The organism is Streptomyces sp. NPDC015171 (genome assembly GCF_043079545.1).
Lineage (GTDB): Bacteria > Actinomycetota > Actinomycetes > Streptomycetales > Streptomycetaceae > Streptomyces.
Genome location: NZ_JBIBUO010000010.1, coordinates 159741 through 185678, shown reverse-complemented (window position 1 = coordinate 185678; position 25938 = coordinate 159741). Strand labels below are relative to the sequence as shown.

Sequence of the window (25938 nt, the reverse complement as noted above, 5' to 3'; positions counted from 1 at the left end):
CCTCAGCGGGGGCCGGGAAAGCGCAGGTAGCGCGGGGGTACGGCGGCCGTGAGCCAGACGCCGTTGGCGCTGACGTGGAACACGTGGCCGTCGCGGTGCATGGCGCCGGAGTCGACGCCGAGCACCACGGGACGGCCCCGGCGGGCGCCGACGCGGGTGGCGGTCTCCCGGTCGGCGGAGAGGTGGACGGCGTGCCGGGTCATGGGGCGCAGGCCCTCCGCGCGGATCGCGTCCAGGTACGCGGCGACCGTCCCGTGGTGGAGGTACGGCGGCGGGGTCACCGGGGGCAGGCCGAGGTCCACCTCGATGCTGTGCCCCTGGCTGGCGCGGATCCTGCCGCCGTCGATCACGAAGCGCCGTTTGTCGTTCGTGGCGACGACGTGGTCCAGCTCCTCGCGGGTGAACCGGAATCCGTGCTCCGTGGCCGCGGTGATCAGCGTGTCGATCTCCACCCAGCCGCCCGGGTCGGGTGCGAGCCCGATGCGCTCGGGCTGGTGCCGCAGGTGCCGGGAGAGATATTTCGACACCTTCACGGTGCGTCTTTCGTCCATGGGTCCAGCGTGCGGGAGAGACGCGGATCACGCAGGTTGTTTTTTTCCGCAGGTTTGATCCACAACCAAGTCGAGTTATCCACAGGGTAATTGGCGAAGTTGTGGACAACCGGCCCGCAGTTCAGGGTGTTTCGTGAACACCGGTGCGGTCATGGGGTGATGCGACTAGATGGCACAGATCCCCTGCCCGCAGATCGCGTTCGACGGCCGCGGCGACGAAGGCCGAAACGCGTCTGCCGCCAACCACCCTTCCCACGGAGTCGATCGGCGCGGCGACCGGTGGCACCGACCGGGCGCCAATGGTCGGCCGGTGCGGCTGCCGTGGGCGAGACGGGTGCGCCGGCGTCACGCGGCCAACGCATGCGGAAAACGCGGCGGTTCCGCGTCCACAGTTCGCCGGGCGAGGGGCGCGGACGGCGGACGCGTAGGACGGCATCGGCCGTGTGCGCGTCCCCAGACGGCCCGGACCGCCCCGGTGGCGTCCGAGGATGTACTCAGTGATGAACTCCAATGAGCGGAAGGTGGTGTTCCAGGCCCGCCCGCTCAACTCCCGCAGAGAGCTGCGGATCGGCGCCGGACCGGACGCAACTCGCCCGTCACCGGCGGCATGTGTGGGCCCGGGGCAGGGAGGTGGATACCCCCTGGCCCCCGCCCTCGCCCGCCTCCGTCGCCCCGCTCACAACTTCGGTTCCACCCGCGCCACCCTCCGCAGCAGCCCCGGCGCGAAGCGGGACAGCAGATGCGCCCCCCGCGCCTCGGGCGTCACCGGGGCCACCGCCCTGTTGTGGACCACCGCGTCCAGGATCGCGTCGGCCACCTTCTCCGGCGGGTAGTTGCGCAGCCCGTACAGGCGGGCCGAGCGCTGCTGGCGGCGCCGCTGTTCCGCCTCGTCGACGCCGGTGAAGCGGGCCGTGGAGGTGATGCTGGTGTTGACGAAGCCGGGGCAGATCGCGGTGACACCGATGCCCTGGGAGGCCAGCTCGGCGCGCAGGCACTCGGAGAGCATCAGCACGGCCGCCTTGGAGGTGCTGTAGGCGGGCAGCGCGCGCGAGGGCTGGTACGCGGCGGCGGACGCGATGTTGACGATGTGGCCGCCCTGGCCGCGCTCGGCCATCCGGGCCCCGAAGAGCCGGCAGCCGTGGATCACGCCCCACAGGTTCACGTCCAGCACCTTGCGCCAGTCCTCGGTCGTCGTGGCGAAGAAGGAGCCCGAAAGACCGATGCCCGCGTTGTTGACCAGCACGTCCAGCACGCCGTACTCGCGGTGGACCTTCTCCGCGAGCTTCTCCATGGCCTGCTCGTCGGAGACGTCCGCCGGCTCTGCCCAGGACTCCGGCGCCCCGACCAGCCGGGACAGCTCGGCGGTGCGGGCCGCCGCCTCGGCGTCGCGGTCGACGGCGATCACGCGCGCGCCGGCCTCCGCGAACGCGAACGCCGTGGCCCGGCCGATGCCGCTGCCCGCGCCGGTGACCAGCACCAGCTGCCCGCCGAACCGGTCCGCGTGGCGGCCGGTGGGGGCCGGGCCGGGACGGCCGCCCGCCACGGACGTCACGAACTCCTCGATCCAGGCGGCCAGCTGATCGGGGCGGGTGCGCGGGACCCAGTGCTTCGCCGGGAGCGTGCGGCGGGTCAGCTGCGGGACCCACCGGTCCAGGTCGTCGTACAGCCGCTCCGAGAGGAACGCGTCGCCCTGGGGCGTGATGAGCTGCACGGGCGCGTGCGCGTACGCGTCCGGGCGCGGCCTGCGCATCCGGGCGCGGACGTTGTCGCGGTAGAGCCAGGCACCGCGGGCCGCATCGGAGGGGAGGGAGGCCGTCGGGTAGTCGCCGCCGGGGACCTGTTCGACGCGCTCCAGGATCTTCGGCCAGCGTTTGCCGAGCGGGCCGCGCCAGGCGAGCTCCGGCAGGGCCGGGGTGTGCAGCAGGTAGACGTACCAGGATTTGGCGCCCTGGCCGAGCAGCTGGCCCACCCGGCGGGGCGTCGGACGCTTCACGCGCGCGTTGATCCAGTGCCCGAAGTGGTCGAGGGAGGGCCCGGAGATCGAGGTGAAGGAGGCGATACGGCCCTCCGTGCGCCCCACCGTGACGAACTCCCAGGACTGCACCGAGCCCCAGTCGTGCCCGACGAGGTGCACCGGCCGGTCCGGGCTGACCTCGTCCACGACGGCGAGGAAGTCGTCCGTGAGCTTGGCCAGGGTGAAGCCGCCGCGCAACGGCCGGGGCGCCGTGGACCCGCCGTGGCCCCGGACGTCGTAGAGGACCACGTGGAACCGTTCGGCGAGACGGGCCGCGACCTCGGACCAGACCTCCTTGCTGTCCGGATAGCCGTGCACCAGCACCACGGTCGGCTGTTCCGGATCGCCCAGCTCGGCCACGCACAGCTCGACCCCGCCGGTACGCACCCGGCGCTCACGCGCGCCTTCCAGTGTCACTTCTCCTCCGCCCAGCGCCGCACGTGCGGCAGATCGTCGTCCAGCCAGAACGCGCCCTCCTCGGGATCCCGGGAGTCCGTGACCACCAGGATCTCCTCGAACTTGGCGCCCGTGCCGCGGAAACCGAGATGCGGCTCGACCGCCCACAGGCCCGGTCGCGGCGGATGGTCCGAGAAGCGGTACGGCGACCACAGCGGCGACCAGCCCTCGCGGTGGCCGTGCAGCGCGTCGGCGACGAGGCCCTTGAGGGACTGCGTGCCGAACCCGAACAGATGGGGCGACCAGCGGCGCTGCCGCACCCGGTCCACCTTGTGGGCGATGACCCCGAAGGGATAGGCCCGGTGCCGGTTGGCGTAGCCCTGGCGCACCATGAGCCGGTCCACGTCCTGGTAGATCTCGCGCAGCGGGCGCCGCTCGCGCACCTCGCGCAGGATCAGCTCGCGGTGCGCCTCCAGGTCGGCCATCAGCCGGTCCTGCACCGGGTTCACGCCCAGCGAGCCCGAGTAGCCGATGTCCGCCGTGTATCCCTCGTACACCGGCGCCATGTCCAGGATGAAGGGCATCCCGGCCTCCAGGCGCCGGTCGGTCGGGAAGAACTGCAGCGGGACGCGGAAGTCCACGAACGCCGTGCGGTCCCCGAACCAGGCGAAGGGGAGATGGAACCAGTCCCGCACCCCGCGCTCGCGCAGCCACTCCCGCTGCATCCGCGCCGCCTCGCGCTCGCTCACGCCCGGCTCCAGGCGGGCCGCGACCGCCTCCGCGCATGCGTAGGCGAGGCGCTGCACCTGCCTGAATCCCCGCAGCTCCACGGAGAGTTCGCTGCTCACTGCCGTCGTCATGCCGCCCCGTCCCGTCGTCCCGACGACTACTTTGCCGTCCGGGCGACTCGTCCCGTCGACCGCCGTACTCGTGCGTAACTTGACACTGTGAATGTGACAGTTGTTAGAGGTGGCGTCAATAGGCGGGATCAAGGGCTGTGGACGACGGGCCGTACGACGCCTCGGGCCCACCCTGGGGCAGAGGTCCCCTAGGGCCCCGTAATACCTGGGGCTGAGGAGGAAACGGCTCTGAGGTCTGACGACGGGCGTGGTCCGGGTCACTACCGTCGAAGACGTGACTGTGATCGCGACCGAAAGCCTGAGCAAGCGGTTCCCCCGGGTGACCGCGCTCGACCGGCTGTCCGTGGACATCGGGCCCGGTGTGACCGGACTCGTCGGGGCCAACGGCGCCGGCAAGTCGACCCTGATCAAGATTCTGCTGGGGCTGTCCCCCGCCACGGAGGGCCGGGCCGAGGTGCTCGGCCTGGACGTCGCCACCAAGGGCGCCGCCATCCGCGAGCGCGTCGGGTACATGCCGGAGCACGACTGCCTGCCGCCCGACGTCTCGGCCACCGAGTTCGTCGTCCACATGGCACGCATGTCCGGCCTCCCGCCCGCCGCCGCCCGCGAGCGCACCGCCGACACCCTGCGCCATGTGGGGCTGTACGAGGAGCGCTACCGGCCCATCGGCGGCTACTCGACGGGCATGAAGCAGCGCGTGAAGCTGGCCCAGGCCCTGGTGCACGACCCGCAGCTGGTCTTCCTCGACGAGCCGACCAACGGCCTCGACCCGGTCGGCCGCGACGACATGCTCGGCCTGATCCGCCGCATCCACACCGACTTCGGCATCTCGGTCCTGGTCACCTCGCACCTGCTGGGCGAACTGGAGCGCACCTGCGACCACGTCGTCGTGGTCGACGGCGGCAAACTGCTGCGCTCCAGCTCCACCACCGACTTCACGCAGAACACGGCGACCCTCGCGATCGAGGTCACCGACAGCGACGAGCACCCCGACGGCACCCGCGCGGTCCGCGAGGCGCTCCACGCGCGCGGGGTCGACACGCACGACGGCAGCGGCCTCCCGGGCGCCGGGCACATCCTGCTGCTCACCGCGCAGGGCGAGGGGACGTACGACCTGGTGCGCGACATCGTCGCCGACCTGGGTCTCGGCCTGGTGCGCATGGAGCAGCGCCGGCACCACATCTCGGAGGTCTTCACGAGCGACGAAGAGCAGCGGAAGGAGGCCGTCGGCCATGGCGGTTGAGCATCCCGTAGCCGCACCGGCGGGCGACCAGACCCGCATCCACAACATCGGCTACCGCAACTACGACGGCCCGCGCCTGGGCCGCTCCTACGCGACCCGCTCGCTGTACTCGCAGTCCCTGCGCGGCGCCTACGGCCTCGGCCGCTCGGTCAAGTCCAAGGTGCTGCCGATGCTGCTGTTCGTGGTGATGTGCGTGCCGGCGGCCATCATGGTCGCCGTCGCGGTCGCCACGAAGGCCAAGGACCTGCCGGTCGACTACACGCGCTACGCGATCATCATGCAGGCCGTCATCAGCCTGTACATCGCCTCGCAGGCCCCGCAGTCCGTCTCGCGCGACCTGCGCTTCAAGACCGTGCCGCTGTACTTCTCGCGGCCGATCGAGACCGCCGACTACGTGCGGGCGAAGTACGCGGCGCTGGCCTCCGCGCTGTTCATCCTCACCGCGGCCCCGCTGCTCGTGCTCTACATCGGCGCGCTGCTGGCCAAGCTCGACTTCGCCGACCAGACCAAGGGATTCGCACAGGGACTCGTCTCCGTGACTCTGCTCTCGCTGCTCTTCGCCGGTATCGGACTCGTCATCGCCTCGGTGACCCCGCGGCGCGGGTTCGGCATCGCGGCCGTCATCGCCGTCATGACGATCTCCTACGGGGCGGTCTCCACGCTCCAGGCCATCGCCGAGACGCAGAACAGCACGGACGCCATCCCGTGGATCGGCCTCTTCTCGCCCGTCACGCTGATCGACGGAGTCCAGTCCGCGTTCCTGGGCGCCACCTCGGCCGCCCCCGGCGGGTCCGGACCCACGAACGGGGAGGGCGTCGTCTACGTCCTGGTCGTCCTGGGCCTCATCGCCGCGAGCTACGGCCTCCTGATGCGCCGCTACAAGAAGGTGGGACTGTGACCACGCCCAGCCCGTCGCCCGCCACCACCCTTCCAAGGAATGGGCCGCGCCCATGAGCACTCTCACCATCGACCACGTCTCCCGCTGGTTCGGCAACGTGGTCGCCGTCAACGACATCACGATGACCATCGGCCCCGGCGTCACCGGCCTGCTCGGTCCCAACGGCGCCGGGAAGTCCACCCTCATCAACATGATGGGCGGCTTCCTGGCCCCCTCCACCGGCACGGTCACCCTGGACGGCCGGCCGGTGTGGCGCAACGAGGACATCTACCGGCACATCGGCATCGTCCCCGAGCGCGAGGCGATGTACGACTTCCTCACCGGCCGCGAGTTCGTCGTCGCCAACGCCGAACTGCACGGGCTCGGCGCCAAGGCCGCCCAGCGCGCCCTCGCCACGGTCGAGATGGAGTACGCGCAGGACCGGAAGATCGCCACGTACTCCAAGGGCATGCGGCAGCGCGTGAAGATGGCGAGCGCCCTGGTGCACGAACCGTCGCTGCTCCTGCTGGACGAGCCGTTCAACGGCATGGACCCGCGCCAGCGCATGCAGCTGATGGACCTGCTGCGGAGGATGGGCGACGAGGGCCGCACGGTGCTGTTCTCGTCCCACATCCTCGAAGAGGTCGAGCAGCTCGCCTGGCACATCGAGGTCGTCGTCGCCGGACGGCACGCGGCCAGCGGCGACTTCCGCAAGATCCGCCGCCTGATGACCGACCGCCCGCACCGCTACCTGGTGCGCTCCAGCGACGACCGGGCCCTCGCGGCCGCGCTGATCGCCGACCCGTCGACATCCGGCATCGAGGTCGACCACGCGGAGGACGCCCTGCGCATCCAGGCCGTGGACTTCGGCCGCTTCACCGCCCTGCTGCCGAAGGTCGCCCGGGACCACGGCATCCGGCTGCTCACGGTCTCGCCGTCCGACGAGTCCCTGGAGTCCGTCTTCTCTTACCTGGTCGCGGCGTAGGAGGCCGAAGATGTACGACCCCACTGTCGCCCGACTCACGTACCGAGCCCTGCTCGGCCGCCGGCGGGCCCTCATCCTCGGCGCGCTGCCGCTGCTGCTGATCGTCATCTCCGTGGCCGTACGCGCCCTCACCGGAGCCGACGACCAGACGGCGGCCAACGTCCTCGGCGGCTTCGCGCTCGCCACCATGGTGCCGATCATCGGTGTCATCGCGGGCACGGGCGCCATCGGCCCCGAGATCGACGACGGCTCCGTCGTCTACCTGCTGTCCAAGCCGCTCAAGCGGCCCACGATCATCGTCACCAAGCTCATCGTCGCCATCGCCGTGACCATGGTCTTCTCGGCGGTGCCGACCCTGATCGCGGGTCTCATCCTGAACGGCAACGGCCAGCAGATCGCCGTCGCCTACACGGTGGCCGCGCTGGTCTCCTCCATCGCGTACTCGGCGCTCTTCCTGCTGCTGGGCACCGTCTCCCGGCACGCGGTGGTCTTCGGGCTGGTCTACGCCCTGGTCTGGGAGGCGCTGTTCGGCTCCCTGGTGTCGGGCGCGCGCACGCTGAGCGTCCAGCAGTGGTCGCTGGCCGTCGCCCACAAGGTCTCCGGCGGGGAGCTGGTGACCTCCGACGTCAGCCTGACGACGGGCACGGTGCTGCTGGTGGCGGTCACCGTCCTGGCCACCTGGTACGCCGGCCAGAAGCTGCGGTCGCTGACGCTGGCGGGCGAGGAGTAGGCCGCCGGGCCCGTCCGGCGGCTTTGACGGTCGGGGACTTCTGACGGGGACTTCACCCCGCCCTGGGCACACTGGGCGGAGCGGGACGGACGCTAGGAGGCCGGAGATGGCTGAGGAGATGCCGCACCAGCGGGAACGGATGCGGGCCGGTGCCGAGGCCGAGGACGACAGCGTCCTGGACGAGGCGTTCGTCCGGGCCGCCGAGACCTCCGAGCCGTCCGCCCGGGCCCGGATGCTCGCCGCGCGCTGGCGGGCCGAGGAGCCCGAGCCGCAGCCCTGGCGCTCCGACGAGCCGCCGGCCGGCTGGTTCTTCAGCAAGATACGGCGCCGCAGGTGGCGCCGCCGCTGACGCGCCCCGCGCCCGGCGGACGGCGGCGCCCCGCGCCCGGCGGACTTAATTCGGTGGCGGCCAACTCGGCTGTGCGGCACAGTGGTTGTGCCCCATCCGCCGGGGTCGTCCCGGCGTCACCGACCGGGAGTGGAGGTGGGCGATGTCCATGCACGGCAGTACGCCCAGCTCCCGACAGGGCAGCCCGAGGCCGGGTCCGGAGTAGATCGCTACCCCTCCGTGAAGCCACGGGAGCTGTCCGGGGCGGCCGCTTCGAGCACGCGATGTCGCTCTCGCGTGGGCCGCCCACCCGGAGGATTGGCCGAGAGGTAAGGCACCGGCTTGCTAAGCCGCGGTCGGGGGAGACCCCGCGCACGTTCGATCCGTGCATCCTCCGCAAGACATCACCACCGGAGTCCTGGCCGGAGTCCGGCCGGTGACCGCTCAGGCGCCCCGCGCGTCGGCGATCTTGTCCAGTTCGCGCATCGCCTCCGCGTGCGCGCTCATCGTGCGGTTCACGGTGCCCGCAGTGAAGAGGATCGCGCCGGCGAGGGACACCGGCACGGACAGGCCGAGGATCGCCAGCACCTTCGGCCAGTCGCGTTCGTTCGCGCAGTAGTCGCCGTTGCGGACGCCCTCGTTGGCGGTGCCACGGTCCGTCAGGAGACGGGACTCGCACTGGACGGGGTACTGGTCGTCCGGCTTGCGTTCCGCCTCGTACGGCGTGAGCAGCAGGACGGCGCACCAGGTCCACAGCAGCCCCGCCACGGCCAGCAGGCCGATGCCCCAGGCGCGTATCCGGGCGGCGCGGTCGCGGAAGTCGAGGTCGTATTCGCGTGATCGCATGGCCGCCGAATGTAGCAATGCCCCGGACGGCCGGTGCGCTCAGCCCAGCAACCGCTCCAGCACGGTCGCGATGCCGTCCTCCTCGTTGGACGACGTGACCTCGTCGGCCACCGCCTTCAGCTCCGCGTGCGCGTTGGCCATCGCCACGCTGTGGGAGGCCCAGGCGAACATCGGGATGTCGTTGGGCATGTCACCGAAGGCGATCGTGTCGGCGGCCTTCAGACCCAGCCGACGGGCCGCCAGGGAGAGACCCGTGGCCTTGGACAGGCCCAGGGGCAGCAGCTCGACGATGCCCTCGCCCGCCATGGCCACCGTGACGAAGCCGCCGGCCGCCTGCCGGGCCGTCTCGGCCAGCTCGTCGTCGCCCATCGTCGGATGCTGTATGTAGATCTTGTTGAGCGGCGCCGTCCAGAGGTCGGAGGCGTCCGAGAACGGGGTCGCGGGCAGCGTGCCGGTGACCGCGTAGCCCGGACCCACCAGCACCTCGCCGTCGAGCCCGTCCCTGCTGGCCGCCAGGTACAGCGGACCCACCTCGGCCTCGATCTTGGCCAGGGCCACGCCCGCCAGCTGCCGGTCCAGGGTGACCGAGGTCAGCAGGCGGTGCGCACCGGCGTCGTAGACCTGCGCGCCCTGGCCGCAGACCGCGAGGCCCGTGTAGCCGAGGTCGTCCAGGATGTGCCGGGTCCACGGGACCGCGCGGCCGGTGACGACGATGTGGGCCGCGCCCGCCGCGGTGGCCGCGGCGAGCGCGTCACGGGTGCGCTGCGAGATCGACTCGTCGGAGCGCAGCAACGTTCCGTCGAGATCGGTGGCGACGAGCCCGTAGGGAAAACTCACCGGGACACCGGCTCCAGGACCTCACGTCCGCCCAGGTAGGGACGCAGCACCTCGGGCACCCGGACGGAGCCGTCGGCCAGCTGGTGGTTCTCCAGGATCGCCACGATCGTGCGCGGTACGGCGCAGAGCGTGCCGTTGAGGGTGGCCAGCGGCTTGACCTGCTTGCCGTCGCGGACCCGGATGGACAGCCGGCGGGACTGGAACTCGGTGCAGTCCGAGGTCGAGGTCAGCTCGCGGTACTTGCCCTGGGTCGGGATCCACGCCTCGCAGTCGAACTTACGGGCGGCCGAGGAGCCGAGGTCGGCGGAGGCGACGTCGATGACGCGGAACGGCAGCTCCAGCGAGGTCAGCCACTGCTTCTCCCACTCCAGCAGGCGCCGGTGCTCGGCCTGCGAGTCGTCGGGATCGACGTACGTGAACATCTCGACCTTGTCGAACTGGTGCACGCGGAAGATGCCGCGGGTGTCCTTGCCGTGCGAGCCGGCCTCGCGGCGGAAGCACGGGGAGAAGCCGGCGTAGCGCAGCGGCAGCCGGTCCGCGTCGATGATCTCGTCCATGTGGTAGGCCGCCAGCGGGACCTCGGAGGTGCCGACCAGGTAGAGGTCGTCCTTGTCGAGGTGGTAGACGTCCTGCGCGGCCTGGCCCAGGAAGCCGGTGCCGGCCATGGACTGCGGGCGCACCAGCGCGGGGGTGAGCATCGGCGTGAAGCCGGCCTCGGTGGCCTGCGCGATCGCCGCGTTCACCAGGGCCAGCTCCAGCAGGGCGCCGACACCGGTGAGGAAGTAGAAACGGGAGCCGGAGACCTTGGCGCCGCGCTCCACGTCGATCGCGCCGAGGATCTGGCCCAGCTCCAGGTGGTCCTTGGGCTCGAAGCCCTCGGCGCCGAAGTCGCGGATGGTGCCGTGCGTCTCCAGCGTGACGAAGTCCTCCTCGCCGCCGACGGGCACGTCGGGGTGGACGAGGTTGCCGAGCCGGAGCAGCAGCTCCTGGGTCTCGGCGTCGGCCGCGTCGCGCTCGGCGTCGGCGGCCTTGACGTCGGCCTTCAGCTGCTCGGCGCGCTTGAGCAGCTCGGCCTTCTCGTCGGCGCCGGCCTTGGGGATCAGCTTGCCGAGCTGCTTCTGCTCGGCGCGCAGTTCGTCGAAGCGGACGCCGGAGGACCTGCGCCGCTCGTCGGCAGACAGGAGGGAGTCGACGAGCGCGACGTCCTCTCCACGGGCACGCTGGGACGCGCGCACACGGTCAGGGTCCTCACGGAGCAGGCGAAGGTCAATCACGGGCCCAAGGCTACCGGTGCGGGTCGCGGCTCACTAATCACTATTCAAGGGTGTTCTGAATCGCGGCTTACGTTCCGTTATGCGTTAATTGCCGCCCGTGTTCCCCGCTGTCGAGCCCTCGCGTCAAGCCGAAAGTGTCTCACTCCCTGGGACGAGGCACCCCTCAGGCGCCCGGTTGACCGGATTCCCTTGTGGAGGACGGCATTTGGCGGCCGGGTTGTCCACAGAAATCCACACCCCTCGAAGAGTTATCCACAGGCTGTGTGGAAGGTCTGTGGACTTCGGAATTGATCACTCCGGAAACCTTGATCAGGCGAAAGAATTCCCGGTTCAAACGCCATCGACACCCACTTTCGGGTGGAAAACGGTCGCCCCATAAGATGAACCAAAGGAAACGGATGGACGACGGGTGACCCAGGGGAGAGTGGACCCGGCAGGGGCCTCCAGGGCGATTTGTCGACCCGATCACCCCGCCCTGTCGACTTGTCCCCAGGTCGAGAAGGGCACCTGTGGATAACTCCTGTGGATAACGTTCGTATGCAGGTATGACCGGACGCGTACGACGGATCAGAACCGGCCGTCCTGGCAGCGCGCCACCCATTCGGCCGCCGCCATGAACTCCTCGTCCGACGTCCCGGCCGGGATCGGACGCGCCCCGCCGGGCGCGATGTCCGCACGCGGATACGAACCGAGGAAGCGCGCCTGGAGGCAGATCCGCCGCAGCCCCATCAGCGCCTCCGCCATCCGCCGGTCGGAGATATGGCCCTCGGCGTCGATGCAGAAGCAGTAGTTGCCGATGCCGGCGCCGGTCGGCCGGGACTGGAGCAGCATGAGGTTGATGCCGCGCGAGGCGAACTCGCCGAGCAGATCGCGCAGGGCGCCCGGGTGGTCGTCCCGCTGCCACAGCACCACCGAGGTCTTGTCGGCGCCGGTGGGCGCGGCGGGCCGGGCCGGGCGGCCGACCAGGACGAACCGGGTCTGCGCGTTCTCCGCGTCATGGATGCCGGTCTCCAGCGCCTGGAGTCCGTACCGGGCGGCGGCGAACTCGCCCGCGAAGGCGGCGTCGTAGCGGCCCTCCTGGACCAGGCGGGCGGCGTCCGCGTTCGAGGCGGCCGACTCCCAGAGGGCGTCCGGGAGATGCGCGCGCAGCCAGTTGCGCACCTGCGGCTGGGCCGCGGGGTGGGCGGAGACCGTCTTGATGTCGGCGAGCGTGGTGCCCGGCCGGACCAGCAGCGCGAAGGTGATCGACAGCAGCACCTCGCGGTAGATCATCAGCGGTTCGCCCGCGACCAGTTCGTCCAGGGTGGTGGTGATGCCGCCCTCGACGGAGTTCTCGATCGGCACGAACGCGGCCTCGGCCTCGCCGGCCCGCACCGCGTCCAGCGCGGACTGCACCGACACGTACGGGATCAGCTCCCGGGTGGCCGCCTCCGGAAGCGTGCGCAGGGCGACCTCGGTGAAGGTGCCCTCCGGGCCGAGATAGGCATAACTCGCTGGCATGTCCTCACCCTAATGGCCGCCCGGCCGCCCGGCGCGGGTGTCTCACGAGAGCCACCCGACCGGGTGGTTTCAAGAGGAATCGTCGCCCATACAGGGGCCTCTCGCGTACGGGGGTCACCCCTCCAGCAGCCGCTGTCCCACGTACTCGCCCCGCGCCGCGCCGCCCGGCACCGCGAACAGGCCGCTCGCCTCGTGCCGGATGTACTTCGACAGCGCGTCGCCCCGGTCGAGCTTGCGCTGCACGGGTACGAAGCCGCGCAGCGGGTCCGCCTGCCAGCAGATGAAGAGGAGACCGGCGTCGGGCGTGCCGTCCGCGCCGATGCCGTCGTGATAGGAGAAGGGGCGCCGCAGCATGGCCGCGCCGCCGTTCTGGTCGGGCCGGGTGATCCGGGCGTGCGCGGAGAGCGGGACGACGTACGCGCCCTCGGCGTCGGCCTTCTCCAGGTCCATGGCGGTCGTCTCGGTGCCCCCGGACAGCGGCGCCCCATCGGCCTTCCGGCGCCCGATGACCTGCTCCTGGGCGGAGAGCGACAGCCGCTCCCAGTCGTCGAGGAGCATGCGGATCCGGCGTACGACGGCGTAGGAGCCGTTCGCCATCCATCCGGGCTCGCCCGAGGCGGGCAGGAAGATCCGCTGGTCGAAGTCGGCGTCGGCCGGCTTCGGATTGCGGGTGCCGTCGAGCTGGCCCATGAGGTTGCGGGCCGTCATGGGGCGGGCGGTGGTGCCGGGACTGCGGTTGAAGCCGTTCATCTGCCAGCGCACCCGCGCGGCCGAGCCCGCGTCCCGCTGGATCGCGCGCAGGGCGTGGAAGGCGACGAGGGCGTCGTCCGCCCCGATCTGCACCCACAGATCGCCGTTGCTGCGGGCCTTGTCGAGCTGGTCGGACGAGAAGTCGGGCAGCGGATCGAGCGCGGCGGGCCGCTGCTTCTCCAGGCCGGTCCGCCCGAAGAAGCTGTGCCCGAAGCCGAAGGTGATCGTCAGCGAGGACGGGCCCGCGTCCCGGGCCACATCGGTGTCGGCGTGCGGCGCGGCCTCCCCGGCCATCAGCCGCTCGGCCGTCGCCGACCAGCGGCGCAGCAGGGCCGCCGCCTCCTTGCGGCCCGCGCCCGCCGCCAGATCGAAGGCGACGAGATGGCCGCACGCCTGGAGGCCCTCGGTGATGCCGGGCTGATGTTTCCCGTGAAACATCGCCCGGCCGGCGCCGACCGAGGTGAGCGGGGTGGCCCCGGCGGGCGCGGCGGCGTACCCCACGGCCGCGCCGGCCGCGCCGAGCGCGAGCCCGGTGGCGCCGGCGGTGCCGAGCAGGGCACGCCGCGAGATGCCGCCCGCGCCGGACGCGGGCTCCGCCGCCGGCGCCTCGGGCGCAGGGCCCCGCGAGGGCGTACGGGCCTGGGAGAGGGACTGGTCGGGCATGTGCGGTTCAGCCGATCTGCGCGTTCTTGGAGACGGTCACCTGGTCGATGTCGGAGGTGCGGACCGTGACGGCGACCTTCCAGTCGCCGGCGACGGGGATCTGCACGCCGCTCGCCGACCAGTGGCCGGTGGTGATGTGGTCGGGGTCGACCGGAAGGGGGCCGATCTTCTTCGCCTCCTGGGTGAGGGAGACCTTCACCTCGGGGACGTCGAAGGCCCGGCCGTTGGGCCGCTGGACGTACACGTGCATCTCGTTGCCGCCCACGCGTGCGGGGTCGAGGTCGATGCTGACGACGCCCTTGCCGTCGGTGCCGCCGGTGTCGAACGGCATGTCCAGGGTGAGTGCGCCGGACGACGCCGAGGTGCCGGAGCGGCTCTGCGCGGCGCCGGCCGCCTTGGCTTCCTGCTCGGTGCGGCCCGGCTCGGTCTGGGTCAGCGCGGTGGTGACGGCGAGCAGCACGACGGCGACACCGGCCTCGGCGAGCACCGAGCGGCGCAGACCGAAGCGGTTCGGGTCGCCGTCCCGCAGCCGCTTCTGCCGGGCGGCGTCGACGGCGGCGCGCTGCCGGGCGAGCTGGGCGGCACGCTGGGAGTCACCGGTGCCGGTGCCCTTGCCGCCGGCAGCGCCCCTGCCGGTCGCCTTGGAGGCCGTGACCTGCTCCTTCTCCCTCTCCCTCTCCTTTTCCTTCTCCGTGCGGGCCTGCGCGGCCCGGACCTGGGCCTTCTTCGCCTTGCCCGCGCGGACGACCGGGTCGGTGAGCCGCGTGGTCCACCGCCGGGACACGGCCGCGATGCCGACCAGCACCGCCACCAGCCCGATCTTGACCAGCAGCAGCTGCCCGTAGCGGGTCTCGGTGAACGCCGACCAGGAGCCGAGCTGCCGCCAGGACTGGTAGACGCCGGTGACGACGAGGGCGACGACGCAACCGAAGGCCAGCCGGGAGAAGCGCTGGACGGCGGCGGCCTCGACCGGGGTGTCGGCGGGCGCCCGGTACAGCGCGACCAGCAGGGCGGCGAGGCCGCCGAGCCAGCCGGCGACGGCCAGCAGATGGAGGACGTCGACCGGCATGGCGAGGCCGGGTTCGAGTCCGGTGGAGGCGTGCTCGGCCATGGCCCAGCTGGCCGCGAGCCCGGCCGCGACGACGACTCCGCCGACCGCGAGCCCGAAGGTCAGGTCACGCTTCTCGGTGCCCTCCTCCCGCCGGGTGTAGGCGCCGAAGAGGACGGCGACGAACAGCGCGGCGGCGGCGAGCAGCAGCAGCCGGGAGACCAGCGCGGCACCGGTCTTGGTCTGGAGCACCTGGCCGAGCAGATCGAGGTCGAAGACGTCGGCGACCTTGCCCGAGCTGGTGTACGAGCCGCGCAGGAGCAGCAGCCACAGGGTGGCCGCGGTCAGCGTGATCCAGCCGCCGACGACCAGCCGCTGCAGGGCCCGTACCCCGGCGCCGCGCTGCCAGCAGGCGAGGACGAAGGCCGCGCCGCCGGCGAGCACGATGAAGCCGGCGTAGGACACATAGCGCCCGAAGGCGTAGAGCCCGCCCACGACTCCGCCGCCCGCGACCGGTCCGGTGCCGGAGACGACGGTCTGCGAGGGCGCCCCGACGGAGAAGGTGTAGGCGCCGGCGACGGGATGGCTGTCAGCGGAGACGACCTGGTAGGTGACGGTGTACGTGCCCTTGGCCAGGCCGCTCTTGAGCTTCACGGCGTACGTCGTGCCGCTCACGTTGGCGGGGCTGCCCGTCTGGACGGGCTTGCCCTTGGGGTCGAGGACGCGCAGCGAGTCGTCGCTCATCGCCACCTTCTCGGAGAAGGTGAGCGACACCTGGGTGGGCGCCTTGTCGGCCACCACCCCCTGTGCGGGGTCGCTGCCGGTCAGCGCCGCATGGGCGGAGGCCGGTCCGGCGCCCGCCAGGAGCGCGCCGGTGACGGCGAGGCACAGCAGCAGCAGGATCCGCAGGCGGGGGGCGATGGTCCGGGTCACGGTGGTCCCTCCCTCAGTGGCCGGTCGACGGGTTGTACGTCGCGGACTTCACCGGCATCTCGACGGTGAGGGGCCCGGACTTGGCAAAGGTGAGCTTGACGGTGACGGTCTGGCCCTGCCGGGGCGGGTGCTTCAGCTTCTCGAACATCAGATGGTTGCCGCCGCTCTTGAACACGAGCCGGCCGTGGGCCGGTATGGCGAAGGAGGACTCCTCCGTCATGGCGCCGCCGACGGTGCTGTGCATGGTGACCTGGCCGGCCGCCGCGCTGCTGACCGAGGTCAGCCTGTCGTCGGTCCCGCCGTTGTTGGTGATGGTCAGGAAGCCGGCCGCCATGTCGGCGGAGACGGGCTGCGGCATGTAGGAGGAGGCGACCGACAGCTCCGCCTTCGCGGCGCCGGAACCCGAGCAGCCGGTGAGGGCGAGGGCGCCGGCCAGCGCGCCCGCGGTCAGGACGGCACGGCGCCTCACGGCTTGGCCCCCTTCACGAGCTCGGGCAGGTCCTTGGTGTAGTCGTCGACGGTGGCCCGCTCGCCGTAGAGGACGTAACCGGCGTCGGTCTTCGGGGAGAAGGCGATGACCTGGGTGCCGTGCACCGAGACGAGCTTGCCGCTCTTGTCCTTCTTCGTCGGCTCGATGGCGATGCCGACGGACCGGGCACCGGCCTTGACCTTGGCGAAGTCGCCGGTCAGGCCGATGAACCGGGGGTCGATGCCCTTGAGCCACCTGCCCAGCTCGGCGGGGGTGTCGCGGCCGGGGTCGGTGGTGACGAACACGACCCGCAGATCGTCCTGCTCGGCCTTGGGCAGCGCCTTCTTGGCCACGGCGATGTTGCTCATCGTCGCCGGGCAGATGTCGGGGCAGTGCGTGTAGCCGAAGTAGAGCAGGGTCGGGTGGCCCGCGGTCTCCTTGCGGAGGTCGTACTTCTTGCCGTGGGTGTCGGTGAGGACCAGGTCCGGCTTGGTGAAGGGCTGGTCGAGGACGGTGGCGGCCTTGCCCTGGTCGGACCCGCCCGAGACCACGGTGACCGGTGACGCGGCGTCGTCGCCGGAGCCGCAGGCGGACAGGGTCAGGCTGGTGGCGGCGAGCAGTACGGCCGCGGCGAACGTCTTCTTGCGCATAGAAAAATGTCCCAGATGTGTGAACTCCGGCGCGCACCGGGGTCGTACGGGGTGTCGCACGTCGCCGTACGACACCCGGTGCGCGCCGCGGACCCGAGGGCTCAGGCGGCGTTCCGGCGGCGGCCGGCGAGGACGCCGTAGGCCACGCCCGCGACGCCGATGACGATGCCGGCCGCACCGAGCACGCGCGCGGTGGTGTCGCTGTCGCTGCCGGAGTCCGAGGCGGCGGCCGTCTTCTCGGTCTTGTCGGTCTTGTCGGCGGTGTCGGTGGCGCCCGCCGAGCCGTGGTGGTCCTCGGTGGCGGCGGACAGCTCAAGGACCGGGGCCGGGTTCTCGGGCTCGTCCTGGCCCTTCTGCGGCACCTCGATCCAGCGCACGACCTCCTTGTTGGAGTACGTCTGGATCGCCTTGAACGTCAGCTCGTCGGCGTTCTCCGGCAGGGCTCCGAGGGAGAGCGGGAACTTCTGGAAGTAGCCGGGCTCGATGCCCTTGCCGTCTGCGGTCCAGGTGACCTTGGAGACGGCCTCGTCGATCTTCTCGCCGTGCATGGTCAGCGGCTTGTCCAGCTTGGACTTGGTGACGGCGACCTTCCAGCCCGGAACCGGCTGCGGCATCACCGAGGCGATCGGGTGGTCGGCCGGAAGGCTCACCTCGATCTTGGTGGTCGAGGCGTTGTCGCGCTCGTTCGGGACCTTGAAGTCGACGACCGCGTAGCCGCCCTTGGCCGCGGTGCCTTCCGGCTGCACGCTGACGTGCGCGAAGGCGGGGGCGGACAGGACGACGACGGCCGAGCCCGCGACGAGGGTGGCGGCGGCGATACGAGAAGCCTTCATGGCAGGGAGTACTCCACTCCGGGTGAGGTCCGATGGTGATCAGGAGTACGCGTGCGCGGGGCCGGACCACTCGTGGCCGGCGCTCCGGATGTGCGCACGCGCGCGTGCCGCACGACGGCGGCCCTCCTGTCCGGCTCCCCGTTTCCGGTTCCGCTGGAGTGGTGGTCGCGTCGCGTCAGGCGGCGAGAAGGAACGCGGCGGCGGGCGGGCCGCGCCGGATCACCGTGTGCTGGAGCGCGGCGGTGTGCGGGGCCGGTGCCTCGTCGCGGTCGGGGCGCGGGCCGCGCGGGCCGGGGTCGGCGGCGGGGAGCAGCCCGGCGCACAGGGCGCGCGCCAGCGCGAGCGCCGCGCGCAGAGACCGTACGAGCGCCCCCTCCGTGACTCCGTGCGCCGACAGTTCGATTAGCCGCAGCACGGCAAGGTCCCCGCGGCGCAGCAGCCAGCCGGCGGCGACGGCCGCGAGCACATGCCCGAGCAGCATCGGCAGCGACGGCAGCAGGCCGGCCGAGGCGCCGGTGACGTCGTGCCCGTGCGGGAAGGCGCCCAGGACGGCCGTCGGCCGGCCCGAGCGGTCTATGAGGCGCGCGTCGAGCAGCAGCCGGAAGGCGTGCCCCGGGCTGAGGGACACCGGGGTCGATCCGCACAGCAGCCGCGCGGCCTGCTCGACCAGCGCGCCGTCGCTCAGCGTCGCCCCCGTGGATCCGGCGGATCCGGTGGCGGCCGTCGGCCCCATCGGCATCCCGGCCATCGCGGTCCCGTGCTGGCCCAGGCCGAACAGCGTGTGCAGCCCGGTCTGGCCGACGGCGAGCAGCACGGCGATCCCGGGCAGCGAGCGGGCCCGTCCGGCGAGCGGCACCACGAGCAGCAGGGCGCCGAGGAAGCCCGCGCCCAGGGTCCACAGCGGCACCTGCGCGCAGGAGGCCAGAGCATGCCCGCACGCGGCCAGCGCGACGCAGACCGCGGCGAACACCGCGGCCCGCAGAATCCGGAGCCCGGCTCCGGGACGCGCCGTGCGCATGTGGGGGGCAGTCATGGCGCGCTCATCATCGCACTGCCCTTACCCACGGCATACGGCAGGTCGCCGAGGCCGTCCCTCATACACCGATTCCTCCCCCGGCGCATCGGCTGTATGGGCGGAGTCACCTCAAAAGAGTGCTTACGGCTCCGTACGGGCGGCAATACGTAACGGTATGTCGAGCCGCGGCCAGGAGGCTGGAGCATGAGCATCTGGTGGTCACTCCATCTGCGGCGCGAGGCCGCGAGCGTGCCGCTCGCCCGCCGACTGCTGATCGGCACCATGGAGACGGCGGGCGTCGACCCGGACATCTCCTACGACCTGTCGGTCGCCCTGAGCGAGGCCTGCGCCAACGCCGTCGAGCACGGCGGGGACGCGGCGTCCGGCACCTCGGAGGCGTACCGGGTCACCGCCTACCTCGACGGCGAGAAGTGCCGTATCGAAGTGACCGATTCCGGTCCCGGTCTCGCCCTCGGCCACGAGGTGCGGCCCGCCCGCCCGGACGCCGAGCACGGCCGCGGCCTCTGTCTGATCCGGGAGCTCGCCGACCACGTCCACATCGGGGTGAAGCCCGGCCGGGGCACCGGGACGGTGGTCAGCTTCGACAAGCTGCTCAAGTGGAAGAAGGATCCCTCCCTGCTCACGGCCTAGCGGCGCACCCGGACCGGCCCGCCCGCTACGGACCCGCCGTGTCCAGCACCTTCGCCAGGACATCCAGCGCCTGCGGATAAGCGCGCTCCCGCGGGGTGCCGTAGCCGACGACCAGGCCCTGCGGCCGGCCCGGCCCCGGGGTGTGCCAGTGCTCGCTGAGGGCGCCGACCGCCAGCCCCTCGGCCGCCGCCCGGGCGAGCGCCCCGGCCTCGTCCTCCACCTCGATCAGCGCGTGCAGCCCGGCCGCGATCCCGCGCACGCTGCGCCGCGCCCCCAGCCGCTCCAGCAGCTGGTCCCGGCGCCGCCGGTAGCGCAGCCTGCACGCGCGCACGTGGCGGTCGTAGGCGTGACTGTCGATCAGCTCGGCGAGCGCGAGCTGGCCGATCGTCTCGGTGTGGTGGTCGCTGTGCAGCTTGGCGTCGGCGACCGCGTCGACCAGGTGCGGGGGCAGCACCATCCAGCCCAGGCGCAGGGCGGGGCCGAGCGTCTTGGAGGCGGTGCCCAGGTAGACGACCTGGCCCGGTGCCATGCCCTGGAGGGCGCCGACGGGCTGCCGGTCGTAGCGGAACTCGCCGTCGTAGTCGTCCTCGACGATCAGTCCGCCGTGCGCGCGCGCCCAGTCGGTGAGTGCCCGGCGCCGCTCGGGGTGCAGGGTCACCCCGGTCGGGTACTGGTGGGCCGGTGTGACCACCACGGCCGCCGCCCCGCCGAGTTCCCCGGGGCGCACCCCGCGCGTGTCGACCGGGACCGGCAGGACCGTCCCGCCGTTGTGCCGGACCACCTCCCGGTGGAAGGGCAGCCCCGGGTCCTCCATGGCGACGGCGGCGCCGCCCAGCACGCGGGTGAGCAGCGCGAGGCCCTGCACATAGCCGGAGGTGACGACGATCCGCTCCGGCGGCGCGAGCACCCCGCGGGCCCGCCCCAGATAGCCGGAGAGCGCGGTGCGCAGCTCGATCCGGCCGCGCGGGTCGCCGTAGTCGTACGCCAGCGAGGGGGCCGTCGCTATGGCCCGGCGCAGCGCGCGCAGCCAGGCGGCGGCCGGGAACGCGCCGACGTCCGGGCTGCCCGGGCGCAGGTCGAAACGCGGCGTACGCGCGCGCGTGGCCGTTCCCGGTTCCTCGGCGGCCACGGCCGGCAGCTCGGCGACCCGGGTGCCCGAACCCTGCCGCGCCGTCAGGTACCCCTCGGCGACGAGCTGGTCGTAGGCGGCCTTGGCGGTGCCGCGCGAGATGCCGAGGTCGGCCGCGAGCCGCCGGGTGGCCGGCAGCCGGACGCCGGGCGTGAGCCGCCCGTCGCGCACGGCGTCCCTGAGGGCCCGTTCGAGCCCGACCCGGCGTCCGTCCGCCGAGTCCGGTTCCAGGTGCAGGTCGACGCCGACGCCGGACCAGAAGTCGTTCACGATCCCCCCAACGTGAAAATGGCCGGGTACCCATCGGTACCCGGCCATTCAGTGTGGCGTCAGCCCTTCAGCGAGGCCATCCAGGTCTCCACATCGGCGGAGCGGCGCGGCAGACCGGCCGAAAGGTTTCGGTTGCCGTCCTCGGTGACGAGGATGTCGTCCTCGATCCGGACGCCGATGCCCCGGTACTCCTGCGGCACCGTGAGGTCGTCGGCCTGGAAGTACAGGCCCGGCTCGACCGTCAGCACCATGCCCGGCTCCAGCGTGCCGTCGACGTAGGTCTCGGTCCGCGCGGCGGCGCAGTCGTGGACGTCCATGCCGAGCATGTGACCGGTGCCGTGCAGCGTCCAGCGGCGCTGGAGCCCCAGCTCCAGGACCCGCTCCACCGGGCCCTCGACGAGACCCCACTCGACGAGCTTCGCGGCCAGCACGCGCTGCGCGGCGTCATGGAAGTCGCGGTACTTCGCGCCCGGGGTGACGGCCGCGATACCGGCCTCCTGGGCCTCGTACACCGCGTCGTAGACCCGCTTCTGGACCTCGCTGTACGTGCCGTTGACCGGCAGCGTGCGCGTGACGTCGGCGGTGTAGAGGGAGTGGGTCTCCACGCCGGCGTCGAGCAGCAGCAGGTCGCCGGAGCGGACCGGGCCGTCGTTGCGCACCCAGTGCAGGGTGCAGGCGTGCGGGCCGGCCGCGCAGATGGAGCCGTAGCCGACGTCGTTGCCCTCCACGCGCGCGCGGAGGAAGAACGTGCCCTCGATGTAGCGCTCGGAGGTGGCCTCGGCCTTGTCGAGGACCTTCACGACGTCCTCGAAGCCGCGGACCGTGGAGTCGACGGCCTTCTGCAGCTCGCCGACCTCGAACTCGTCCTTGACCAGCCGGGCCTCGGAGAGGAAGACGCGCAGCTCCTCGTCGCGCTCGGCGGTGACCTTGTCGGTCAGGGCCGCCTCGATGCCGGCGTCGTGACCGCGCACCACCCGGACCGGGCCGGTGGCCTCGCGCAGCGCGCCGGCCAGCTCGCGCACATCGGCGGCCGGGATGCCGTACAGCGCCTCGGACTCGGTGAGCGAGTGCCGGCGGCCGACCCACAGCTCGCCCTGGCCGGAGAGCCAGAACTCGCCGTTCTCGCGGTTCGAGCGCGGCAGCAGGTAGATCGTCGCGCGGTGGCCGTCGGCCTCGGGCTCCAGGACCAGGACGCCGTCCTCGGTCTGGTCGCCGGTGAGGTACGCGTACTCGACGGACGCGCGGAAGGGGTACTCGGTGTCGTTCGAGCGGGTCTTCAGGTTGCCCGCCGGGACCACCAGCCGCTCGCCCGGGAAGCGGGCGGAGAGCGCGGCACGGCGGCGCGCGGTGTGCCCGGCCTGCTCGATCGGCTTCAGGTCGCGCAGCTCCGTGTCGGCCCAGCCGGACCGCATGTTCTCGGCCAGCTCGTCGGAGACACCCGGGTACAGGCCGTTCTTCCGCTGCTTGACGGTCTCCTCGGACTCGGTCTCCGGGCCCTCCGCGGTAGCGGAATCGGGCACAGCCGGGTTGAGCTCGTCGGACACGTGATCCTCCTCGATACGCCTGGTGATCTCCCCCGGGGCCCGGGACGCTCCTGCTTGTGGCCGAGCGGGGCCTCCATCATCGTACGGTCGTACCGGGAGCGGGCGGGGTCCGGATGACCTGTTATGCCCGGTCATGCCAGCGGACCGCGGTGCGCTCAGTCGAAGCGGGCCGCCAGCAGGACCACGTCCTCCTCGCTGTCGGCCGTGTCGAGTCCGTCCGGCAGGACCGCGCGCAGGACGTGCTCGGCGACGGCCCCCGGATCGTGCCGCACCGCGCGCGGGACGCCCGCCGCGGCGGCGTGCAGCCGGGCGAAGGCCCGGTCCATCGGGTCGCCGGTACGGTGCAGCAGCCCGTCGGTGTAGAGCAGGACCGTCTCCCCGGCCTCCGCCTGGAACTCCACACTGGGCGCCTCCCAGCAGGCGAGCATGCCGAGCGGCGCGGAGACGGAGGTCTCGGCGAACTCGGTGCGCCGCTCGCCGATCAGCAGCGGCGGGCTGTGCCCGGCCCCGGCCAGAGTGATCTTGCGCAGGGCGGGCTCGCAGTAGGCGAACAGGGCGGTGGCCGAGCGGGCGGGCTCGGTCAGCCGCAGCAGCAGCTCCAGGTCGGACAGGACGGCGACCGGGTCCTCGCCCTCCATCACGGCGTACGCGCGCAGGGAGGCGCGCAGCCGGCCCATGGCGGCCACCGCGCTGGGCCCGGAGCCGGTGACCGAGCCGACGGAGAGGCCGAGGGCGGCGTCCGGGAGCGGCAGCGCGTCGTACCAGTCGCCGCCGCCGCGCGGTCCCGTGCGGTGCCGGGCGGCGAGCTGCACGCCGGCGACCCGGGGCAGCCGGGAGGGCAGCAGTTCCTCGGTGATGGTCGCCACGCACGCGCGCGTGCGCTCCACTTCCAGCAGCCGGGCGAGGTGCTCGGCCGCGTGCCGGACGTACAGGCCGGCGAGGTGGCGGCGGCGCTCGTGCGGCTCGGCCGGTTCGTCGTAGAGCCAGACGACGGCGCCCAGGCGGCCGGCGGAGTCGGTGGCGAGCGGCAGGGCGTAGCTGGCGGCGTAGCCGAGACGGGCGGCGACCTCGCGGTGCCGCGGGTCGAGGCCGTCCTCGGCGAGCAGATCGGGGTGGACGATCTCGGCGGTGCCCGCGGTGTCGTACGGCAGGGCGCCGCGCGGCACGGTCTCGATGTGGCCGAGGTCGGCGTGGCCGAGGCCGAGGCCGACGGTGGTGCGGGGGCCGAGCCCGTCGCCCGGCTCCAGGACGACCAGGCCGCGGCGGGCGCCGACCAGGGAGGCGCCGGCGCGCAGCAGCTCGTGCAGGGCGGGGTCCAGCGCGCTGGTGCCGGAGAGGCGCTCGGTGAGTTCGTGGAGGGTCGTGAGGTCGGAGACCCAGCCGGCGAGCCGGTCCTGGAGCAGCGCGCCGGGTGCGGGCGGGTGCGGTGCGGGGACGGGGGCGGGCGCGGTGTCCGGGACGGGACCGGAGCCCGGTACGGGAGGGGCGGGCGCGACAGTGTGTGCGGATGAGGGAGCCGTTGAATCGATTCCGGCCACTTTCGCAGAGTGCGGGGCGTTCATGGCGTCCGGCCTTCAGACCGGTGCGTATTGCTGAGAAGCATCGCAAACCCCCATGTCATTCTGCGCCGCTAGCAGTGTCTCCACATGTACACGCACTCGTGAGGGGATGTCCAGCATTGTCCTGCGGGGATTCCTGGTGTCCATGGGGCGGACGAGGGTTTTTCCCGAACCCCTTGCCTTACTGCCAAGTTGGCTGAAAACTGCCTTAGGTATCGGTTCATTGCGGTCGACTGGCCTTGCTCCACAGAGCGTCACAGCGGTCGTGATGGGTACGTACTCGGAGAAGGCCAGGGGTGGTTGGGGGCCGCCCGGAACCTGGCGACGGACCCGGGCGTCATAGCCACCGACGGCCGAGCCCCATCCTCCCGTGGCGGAGGCGGAGAGAAATACGCGCGACGGCAAAACGCCAGACTTCGCCACCCCCACACCGCAACCGTGCTTTTGATAGACGCACTACGGAAGCGGACGCGGCCAACGCTCGACCCCATGGGGTTCCTGGGGTTCCCCATGCCGTGCGCAGGGGTGTGATGCGCCATTTGATACGCACAGTGAAGTGATCGACACATGGTGTGATGTGGCTCTCGGTGTTGCCAGCGGTGCAACGGAAAGGAACGAGCGCTCATGCGCGAGATCCCCGGAAAGCGACGCAGGCTCCTGTCCAGGCGGAACGGCCGGAGGCCTGAGCTGATCGACGCGGCCCTGACCTTCGCGGCGGAATACCGGTGGCCGGTGCTCCCGGGCGTGGCGCCGGACCCCCGGGGGCGGGCCCGCTGCGCCTGCCCCGACCCGGAGTGCACGGTTCCCGGTGCGCACCCCTTCGACCCCGGGCTGCTCGCGGCCACCACGGACGCCCGCATGGTGCGCTGGTGGTGGACCAACCGGCCGGCCGCCCCGATCGTCCTGGCCACCGGCGGCACGGCGCCCTGCGCGGTCAGCCTGCCGGCGCTCGCCGCCTCCCGTGCCCTCGCCCTGCTCGACCGGCGCGGCATGCGGCTCGGCCCGGTGGTCGCCGCGCCGACCCGCTGGGCGCTGCTCGTGAAGCCGTACTCCATGGAGCAGCTGGGTGAGCTGCTCTACGCCAAGGACTTCGTCCCCGGCTCCCTGCGGTTCCACGGCGAGGGCGGCTATCTCGCCCTGCCCCCGTCCGAGACCGGCCAGGGCGCCGTCCGCTGGGAGCGGGCCCCGCTGCCCGGCTCGGCCTCCCCCTGGGTGCCCGACGTGGAGGCCGTGGTGGACGCCGTGGTCGACGCCCTCACTCGTACGGGTGTGAGCGCACCCGAGTTGTAGGGGTGTCGGGCGCGGTCAGGGCGGGTGGGCGCCACTGGCTCGTTATCTTCCGCACATGCTGCGTCATTCCGGCCGCCACAGTGCCGCACAGTCGCCCGGGGGCGAGTGGGACCCCCGAAGGCTCCGTCTGTTCGCCCTCGTGGTCGTCGTGGCGGGCGTGGCCGCGCTGCCGCTGACCATGGCGGCCGCGGGGCAGGAGGGCGACACCGCCGGGCGGGCCGCCGCGCCGGCCGCTCCCCGTGGCGACGCCAAGTCCCACCCGGACACCGCCCGCCGCTCCCCCTTCCTGCTCGGCCTCGGGCTCGCCACCGCCACCCGCTGCGGCCCCGAACTCACCTCGCCCGACGGCATCGAGGCGCAGACGTGCGTGCTGACGCAGGGTGACGACACCTGGGCGCGCACCTACTACCGCAATGCCACCGGCGAGGGGCTGGAATCCGTGCTGAGCCTGATGGGGCCGGGCGGCCGGACCGTGCAGATCCGCTGTGCCACCGGGGCCGACGACGAGCCCGCCACCTGTGAGACCCCGCGCGAGCGCAGCAGGGGCCTGCCGGACGCCTACACGGCCGTCACCGAATTCGCCGCTCGCGGCGCGGACGGGGGCCTGCTGCTCCGCTCGGGCAGCAACTCCTAGGCGGTACGCGCAAGTTGGCGGCCCATGGCGCCGTGCGCACCGGATCGGGACGCGGTCGC

General features: G+C 72.3%; 24 protein-coding genes and 1 tRNA gene. 9 read left to right on the top strand and 16 right to left on the bottom strand.

The window, feature by feature from the left end; all coding sequences use genetic code 11:
• Positions 1–2: 2 nt before the first annotated feature.
• From ACF073_RS26485 to ACF073_RS26475, 3 genes are all read right to left on the bottom strand, one after another.
• Complete coding sequence (locus tag ACF073_RS26485) at positions 3–551, bottom strand: RNA 2'-phosphotransferase (protein WP_392073870.1); 549 nt, start codon at positions 549–551, stop codon at positions 3–5.
• Between the two features lie 676 nt (positions 552–1227).
• The gene (locus ACF073_RS26480; protein WP_392073869.1) at positions 1228–2982 is read right to left on the bottom strand and encodes an SDR family oxidoreductase; all 1755 of its coding nucleotides are present in this window, start codon (positions 2980–2982) and stop codon (positions 1228–1230) included.
• Positions 2979–3821: a M24 family metallopeptidase gene (locus ACF073_RS26475; protein ID WP_392073868.1), complete on the bottom strand. Its 843-nt coding sequence runs from the start codon at positions 3819–3821 to the stop codon at positions 2979–2981. Before ACF073_RS26475 ends, ACF073_RS26480 begins: the two co-directional genes overlap by 4 nt.
• Before the next feature lie 280 nt (positions 3822–4101).
• Here ACF073_RS26475 and ACF073_RS26470 point away from each other — a divergent pair, with 280 nt between their 5' ends.
• The 6 genes from ACF073_RS26470 to ACF073_RS26445 all read left to right on the top strand — a co-directional run bounded on the left by ACF073_RS26470 (position 4102) and on the right by ACF073_RS26445 (position 8381).
• Positions 4102–5064, top strand: a complete 963-nt coding sequence (locus ACF073_RS26470; RefSeq protein WP_392074018.1) for an ABC transporter ATP-binding protein — start codon at positions 4102–4104, stop codon at positions 5062–5064.
• Positions 5054–5962, top strand: coding sequence for an ABC transporter permease (locus ACF073_RS26465; protein ID WP_392073867.1), 909 nt, complete (start codon positions 5054–5056; stop codon positions 5960–5962). The genes ACF073_RS26470 and ACF073_RS26465 overlap by 11 nt, the downstream gene beginning before the upstream one ends.
• A 52-nt stretch (positions 5963–6014) precedes the next feature.
• The gene (locus ACF073_RS26460; RefSeq protein WP_392073866.1) at positions 6015–6926 is read left to right on the top strand and encodes an ABC transporter ATP-binding protein; all 912 of its coding nucleotides are present in this window, start codon (positions 6015–6017) and stop codon (positions 6924–6926) included.
• 10 nt (positions 6927–6936) lie between these two features.
• The gene (locus tag ACF073_RS26455; RefSeq protein ID WP_392073865.1) at positions 6937–7656 is read left to right on the top strand and encodes an ABC transporter permease subunit; all 720 of its coding nucleotides are present in this window, start codon (positions 6937–6939) and stop codon (positions 7654–7656) included.
• A gap of 106 nt (positions 7657–7762) precedes the next feature.
• Positions 7763–8005, top strand: a complete 243-nt coding sequence (locus ACF073_RS26450) for a hypothetical protein (protein WP_392073864.1) — start codon at positions 7763–7765, stop codon at positions 8003–8005.
• A 291-nt stretch (positions 8006–8296) separates the two neighbouring features.
• Positions 8297–8381: transfer RNA gene (locus tag ACF073_RS26445), tRNA-Ser, on the top strand.
• A gap of 47 nt (positions 8382–8428) precedes the next feature.
• Here the strand turns inward: ACF073_RS26445 and ACF073_RS26440 are convergent.
• From ACF073_RS26440 to ACF073_RS26395, 10 genes are all read right to left on the bottom strand, one after another.
• On the bottom strand, positions 8429–8830 hold the full coding sequence (locus ACF073_RS26440; RefSeq protein ID WP_392073863.1) for a hypothetical protein: 402 nt from the start codon (positions 8828–8830) through the stop codon (positions 8429–8431).
• A 39-nt stretch (positions 8831–8869) separates the two neighbouring features.
• Positions 8870–9667, bottom strand: a complete 798-nt coding sequence (locus tag ACF073_RS26435; protein ID WP_392073862.1) for an HAD family hydrolase — start codon at positions 9665–9667, stop codon at positions 8870–8872.
• Complete coding sequence (serS, locus tag ACF073_RS26430) at positions 9664–10941, bottom strand: serine--tRNA ligase (protein ID WP_392073861.1); 1278 nt, start codon at positions 10939–10941, stop codon at positions 9664–9666. Before serS ends, ACF073_RS26435 begins: the two co-directional genes overlap by 4 nt.
• Positions 10942–11508: 567 nt before the next feature.
• Positions 11509–12441, bottom strand: coding sequence for a prephenate dehydratase (pheA, locus tag ACF073_RS26425; protein WP_392073860.1), 933 nt, complete (start codon positions 12439–12441; stop codon positions 11509–11511).
• A gap of 114 nt (positions 12442–12555) precedes the next feature.
• Positions 12556–13854, bottom strand: a complete 1299-nt coding sequence (gene efeB, locus ACF073_RS26420; RefSeq protein WP_392073859.1) for an iron uptake transporter deferrochelatase/peroxidase subunit — start codon at positions 13852–13854, stop codon at positions 12556–12558.
• A gap of 7 nt (positions 13855–13861) precedes the next feature.
• Positions 13862–15835 carry a copper resistance CopC/CopD family protein gene (locus ACF073_RS26415; RefSeq protein ID WP_392073858.1) on the bottom strand — a complete coding sequence of 658 codons (1974 nt, stop codon included), beginning with the start codon at positions 15833–15835 and terminating at the stop codon, positions 13862–13864.
• 13 nt (positions 15836–15848) lie between these two features.
• Positions 15849–16304 (bottom strand): copper chaperone PCu(A)C, encoded by a 456-nt coding sequence (locus ACF073_RS26410; protein WP_392073857.1) that lies wholly within the window; start codon positions 16302–16304, stop codon positions 15849–15851.
• On the bottom strand, positions 16301–16954 hold the full coding sequence (locus ACF073_RS26405; protein ID WP_392073856.1) for an SCO family protein: 654 nt from the start codon (positions 16952–16954) through the stop codon (positions 16301–16303). Before ACF073_RS26405 ends, ACF073_RS26410 begins: the two co-directional genes overlap by 4 nt.
• Before the next feature lie 101 nt (positions 16955–17055).
• Positions 17056–17787: a YcnI family protein gene (locus ACF073_RS26400; protein WP_392073855.1), complete on the bottom strand. Its 732-nt coding sequence runs from the start codon at positions 17785–17787 to the stop codon at positions 17056–17058.
• 175 nt (positions 17788–17962) lie between these two features.
• On the bottom strand, positions 17963–18820 hold the full coding sequence (locus ACF073_RS26395) for a hypothetical protein (RefSeq protein ID WP_392073854.1): 858 nt from the start codon (positions 18818–18820) through the stop codon (positions 17963–17965).
• A 186-nt stretch (positions 18821–19006) separates the two neighbouring features.
• Here ACF073_RS26395 and ACF073_RS26390 point away from each other — a divergent pair, with 186 nt between their 5' ends.
• Complete coding sequence (locus ACF073_RS26390; protein ID WP_392073853.1) at positions 19007–19453, top strand: ATP-binding protein; 447 nt, start codon at positions 19007–19009, stop codon at positions 19451–19453.
• Positions 19454–19478: 25 nt separating this feature from the next.
• On the opposite strand, the gene ACF073_RS26385 is transcribed toward ACF073_RS26390, so the two are convergent.
• The 3 genes from ACF073_RS26385 to ACF073_RS26375 form a co-directional block, all read right to left on the bottom strand.
• Entirely contained in the window at positions 19479–20852 is a 1374-nt protein-coding gene (locus tag ACF073_RS26385) for a PLP-dependent aminotransferase family protein (RefSeq protein ID WP_392073852.1), read from the bottom strand.
• 59 nt (positions 20853–20911) lie between these two features.
• On the bottom strand, positions 20912–22396 hold the full coding sequence (locus ACF073_RS26380; protein ID WP_392073851.1) for an aminopeptidase P family protein: 1485 nt from the start codon (positions 22394–22396) through the stop codon (positions 20912–20914).
• 155 nt (positions 22397–22551) lie between these two features.
• Positions 22552–23958 carry a PP2C family protein-serine/threonine phosphatase gene (locus ACF073_RS26375; RefSeq protein WP_392073850.1) on the bottom strand — a complete coding sequence of 469 codons (1407 nt, stop codon included), beginning with the start codon at positions 23956–23958 and terminating at the stop codon, positions 22552–22554.
• 621 nt (positions 23959–24579) lie between these two features.
• Between ACF073_RS26375 and ACF073_RS26370 the strand changes: the two genes are divergently transcribed.
• Positions 24580–25245, top strand: a complete 666-nt coding sequence (locus tag ACF073_RS26370) for a bifunctional DNA primase/polymerase (protein ID WP_392073849.1) — start codon at positions 24580–24582, stop codon at positions 25243–25245.
• 55 nt (positions 25246–25300) lie between these two features.
• The gene (locus ACF073_RS26365) at positions 25301–25879 is read left to right on the top strand and encodes a hypothetical protein (protein WP_392073848.1); all 579 of its coding nucleotides are present in this window, start codon (positions 25301–25303) and stop codon (positions 25877–25879) included.
• Positions 25880–25938 lie beyond the last annotated feature (59 nt).

Bases quoted from the DNA above. Each gene is read 5' to 3' on its own strand.
- ACF073_RS26405 (WP_392073856.1), bottom strand. From the start codon at position 16,954: ATGCGCAAGAAGACGTTCGCCGCGGCCGTACTGCTCGCCGCCACCAGC.
- ACF073_RS26440 (WP_392073863.1), bottom strand. From the start codon at position 8,830: ATGCGATCACGCGAATACGACCTCGACTTCCGCGACCGCGCCGCCCGG.
- ACF073_RS26370 (WP_392073849.1), top strand. From the start codon at position 24,580: ATGCGCGAGATCCCCGGAAAGCGACGCAGGCTCCTGTCCAGGCGGAAC.
- ACF073_RS26395 (WP_392073854.1), bottom strand. From the start codon at position 18,820: ATGACTGCCCCCCACATGCGCACGGCGCGTCCCGGAGCCGGGCTCCGG.
- ACF073_RS26475 (WP_392073868.1), bottom strand. From the start codon at position 3,821: ATGACGACGGCAGTGAGCAGCGAACTCTCCGTGGAGCTGCGGGGATTC.
- ACF073_RS26375 (WP_392073850.1), bottom strand. From the start codon at position 23,958: ATGAACGCCCCGCACTCTGCGAAAGTGGCCGGAATCGATTCAACGGCT.
- pheA (WP_392073860.1), bottom strand. From the start codon at position 12,441: ATGCCAGCGAGTTATGCCTATCTCGGCCCGGAGGGCACCTTCACCGAG.
- ACF073_RS26450 (WP_392073864.1), top strand. From the start codon at position 7,763: ATGGCTGAGGAGATGCCGCACCAGCGGGAACGGATGCGGGCCGGTGCC.
- ACF073_RS26455 (WP_392073865.1), top strand. From the start codon at position 6,937: ATGTACGACCCCACTGTCGCCCGACTCACGTACCGAGCCCTGCTCGGC.
- ACF073_RS26365 (WP_392073848.1), top strand. From the start codon at position 25,301: ATGCTGCGTCATTCCGGCCGCCACAGTGCCGCACAGTCGCCCGGGGGC.
- ACF073_RS26390 (WP_392073853.1), top strand. From the start codon at position 19,007: ATGAGCATCTGGTGGTCACTCCATCTGCGGCGCGAGGCCGCGAGCGTG.
- ACF073_RS26465 (WP_392073867.1), top strand. From the start codon at position 5,054: ATGGCGGTTGAGCATCCCGTAGCCGCACCGGCGGGCGACCAGACCCGC.
- ACF073_RS26485 (WP_392073870.1), bottom strand. From the start codon at position 551: ATGGACGAAAGACGCACCGTGAAGGTGTCGAAATATCTCTCCCGGCAC.
- ACF073_RS26460 (WP_392073866.1), top strand. From the start codon at position 6,015: ATGAGCACTCTCACCATCGACCACGTCTCCCGCTGGTTCGGCAACGTG.
- efeB (WP_392073859.1), bottom strand. From the start codon at position 13,854: ATGCCCGACCAGTCCCTCTCCCAGGCCCGTACGCCCTCGCGGGGCCCT.
- ACF073_RS26400 (WP_392073855.1), bottom strand. From the start codon at position 17,787: ATGAAGGCTTCTCGTATCGCCGCCGCCACCCTCGTCGCGGGCTCGGCC.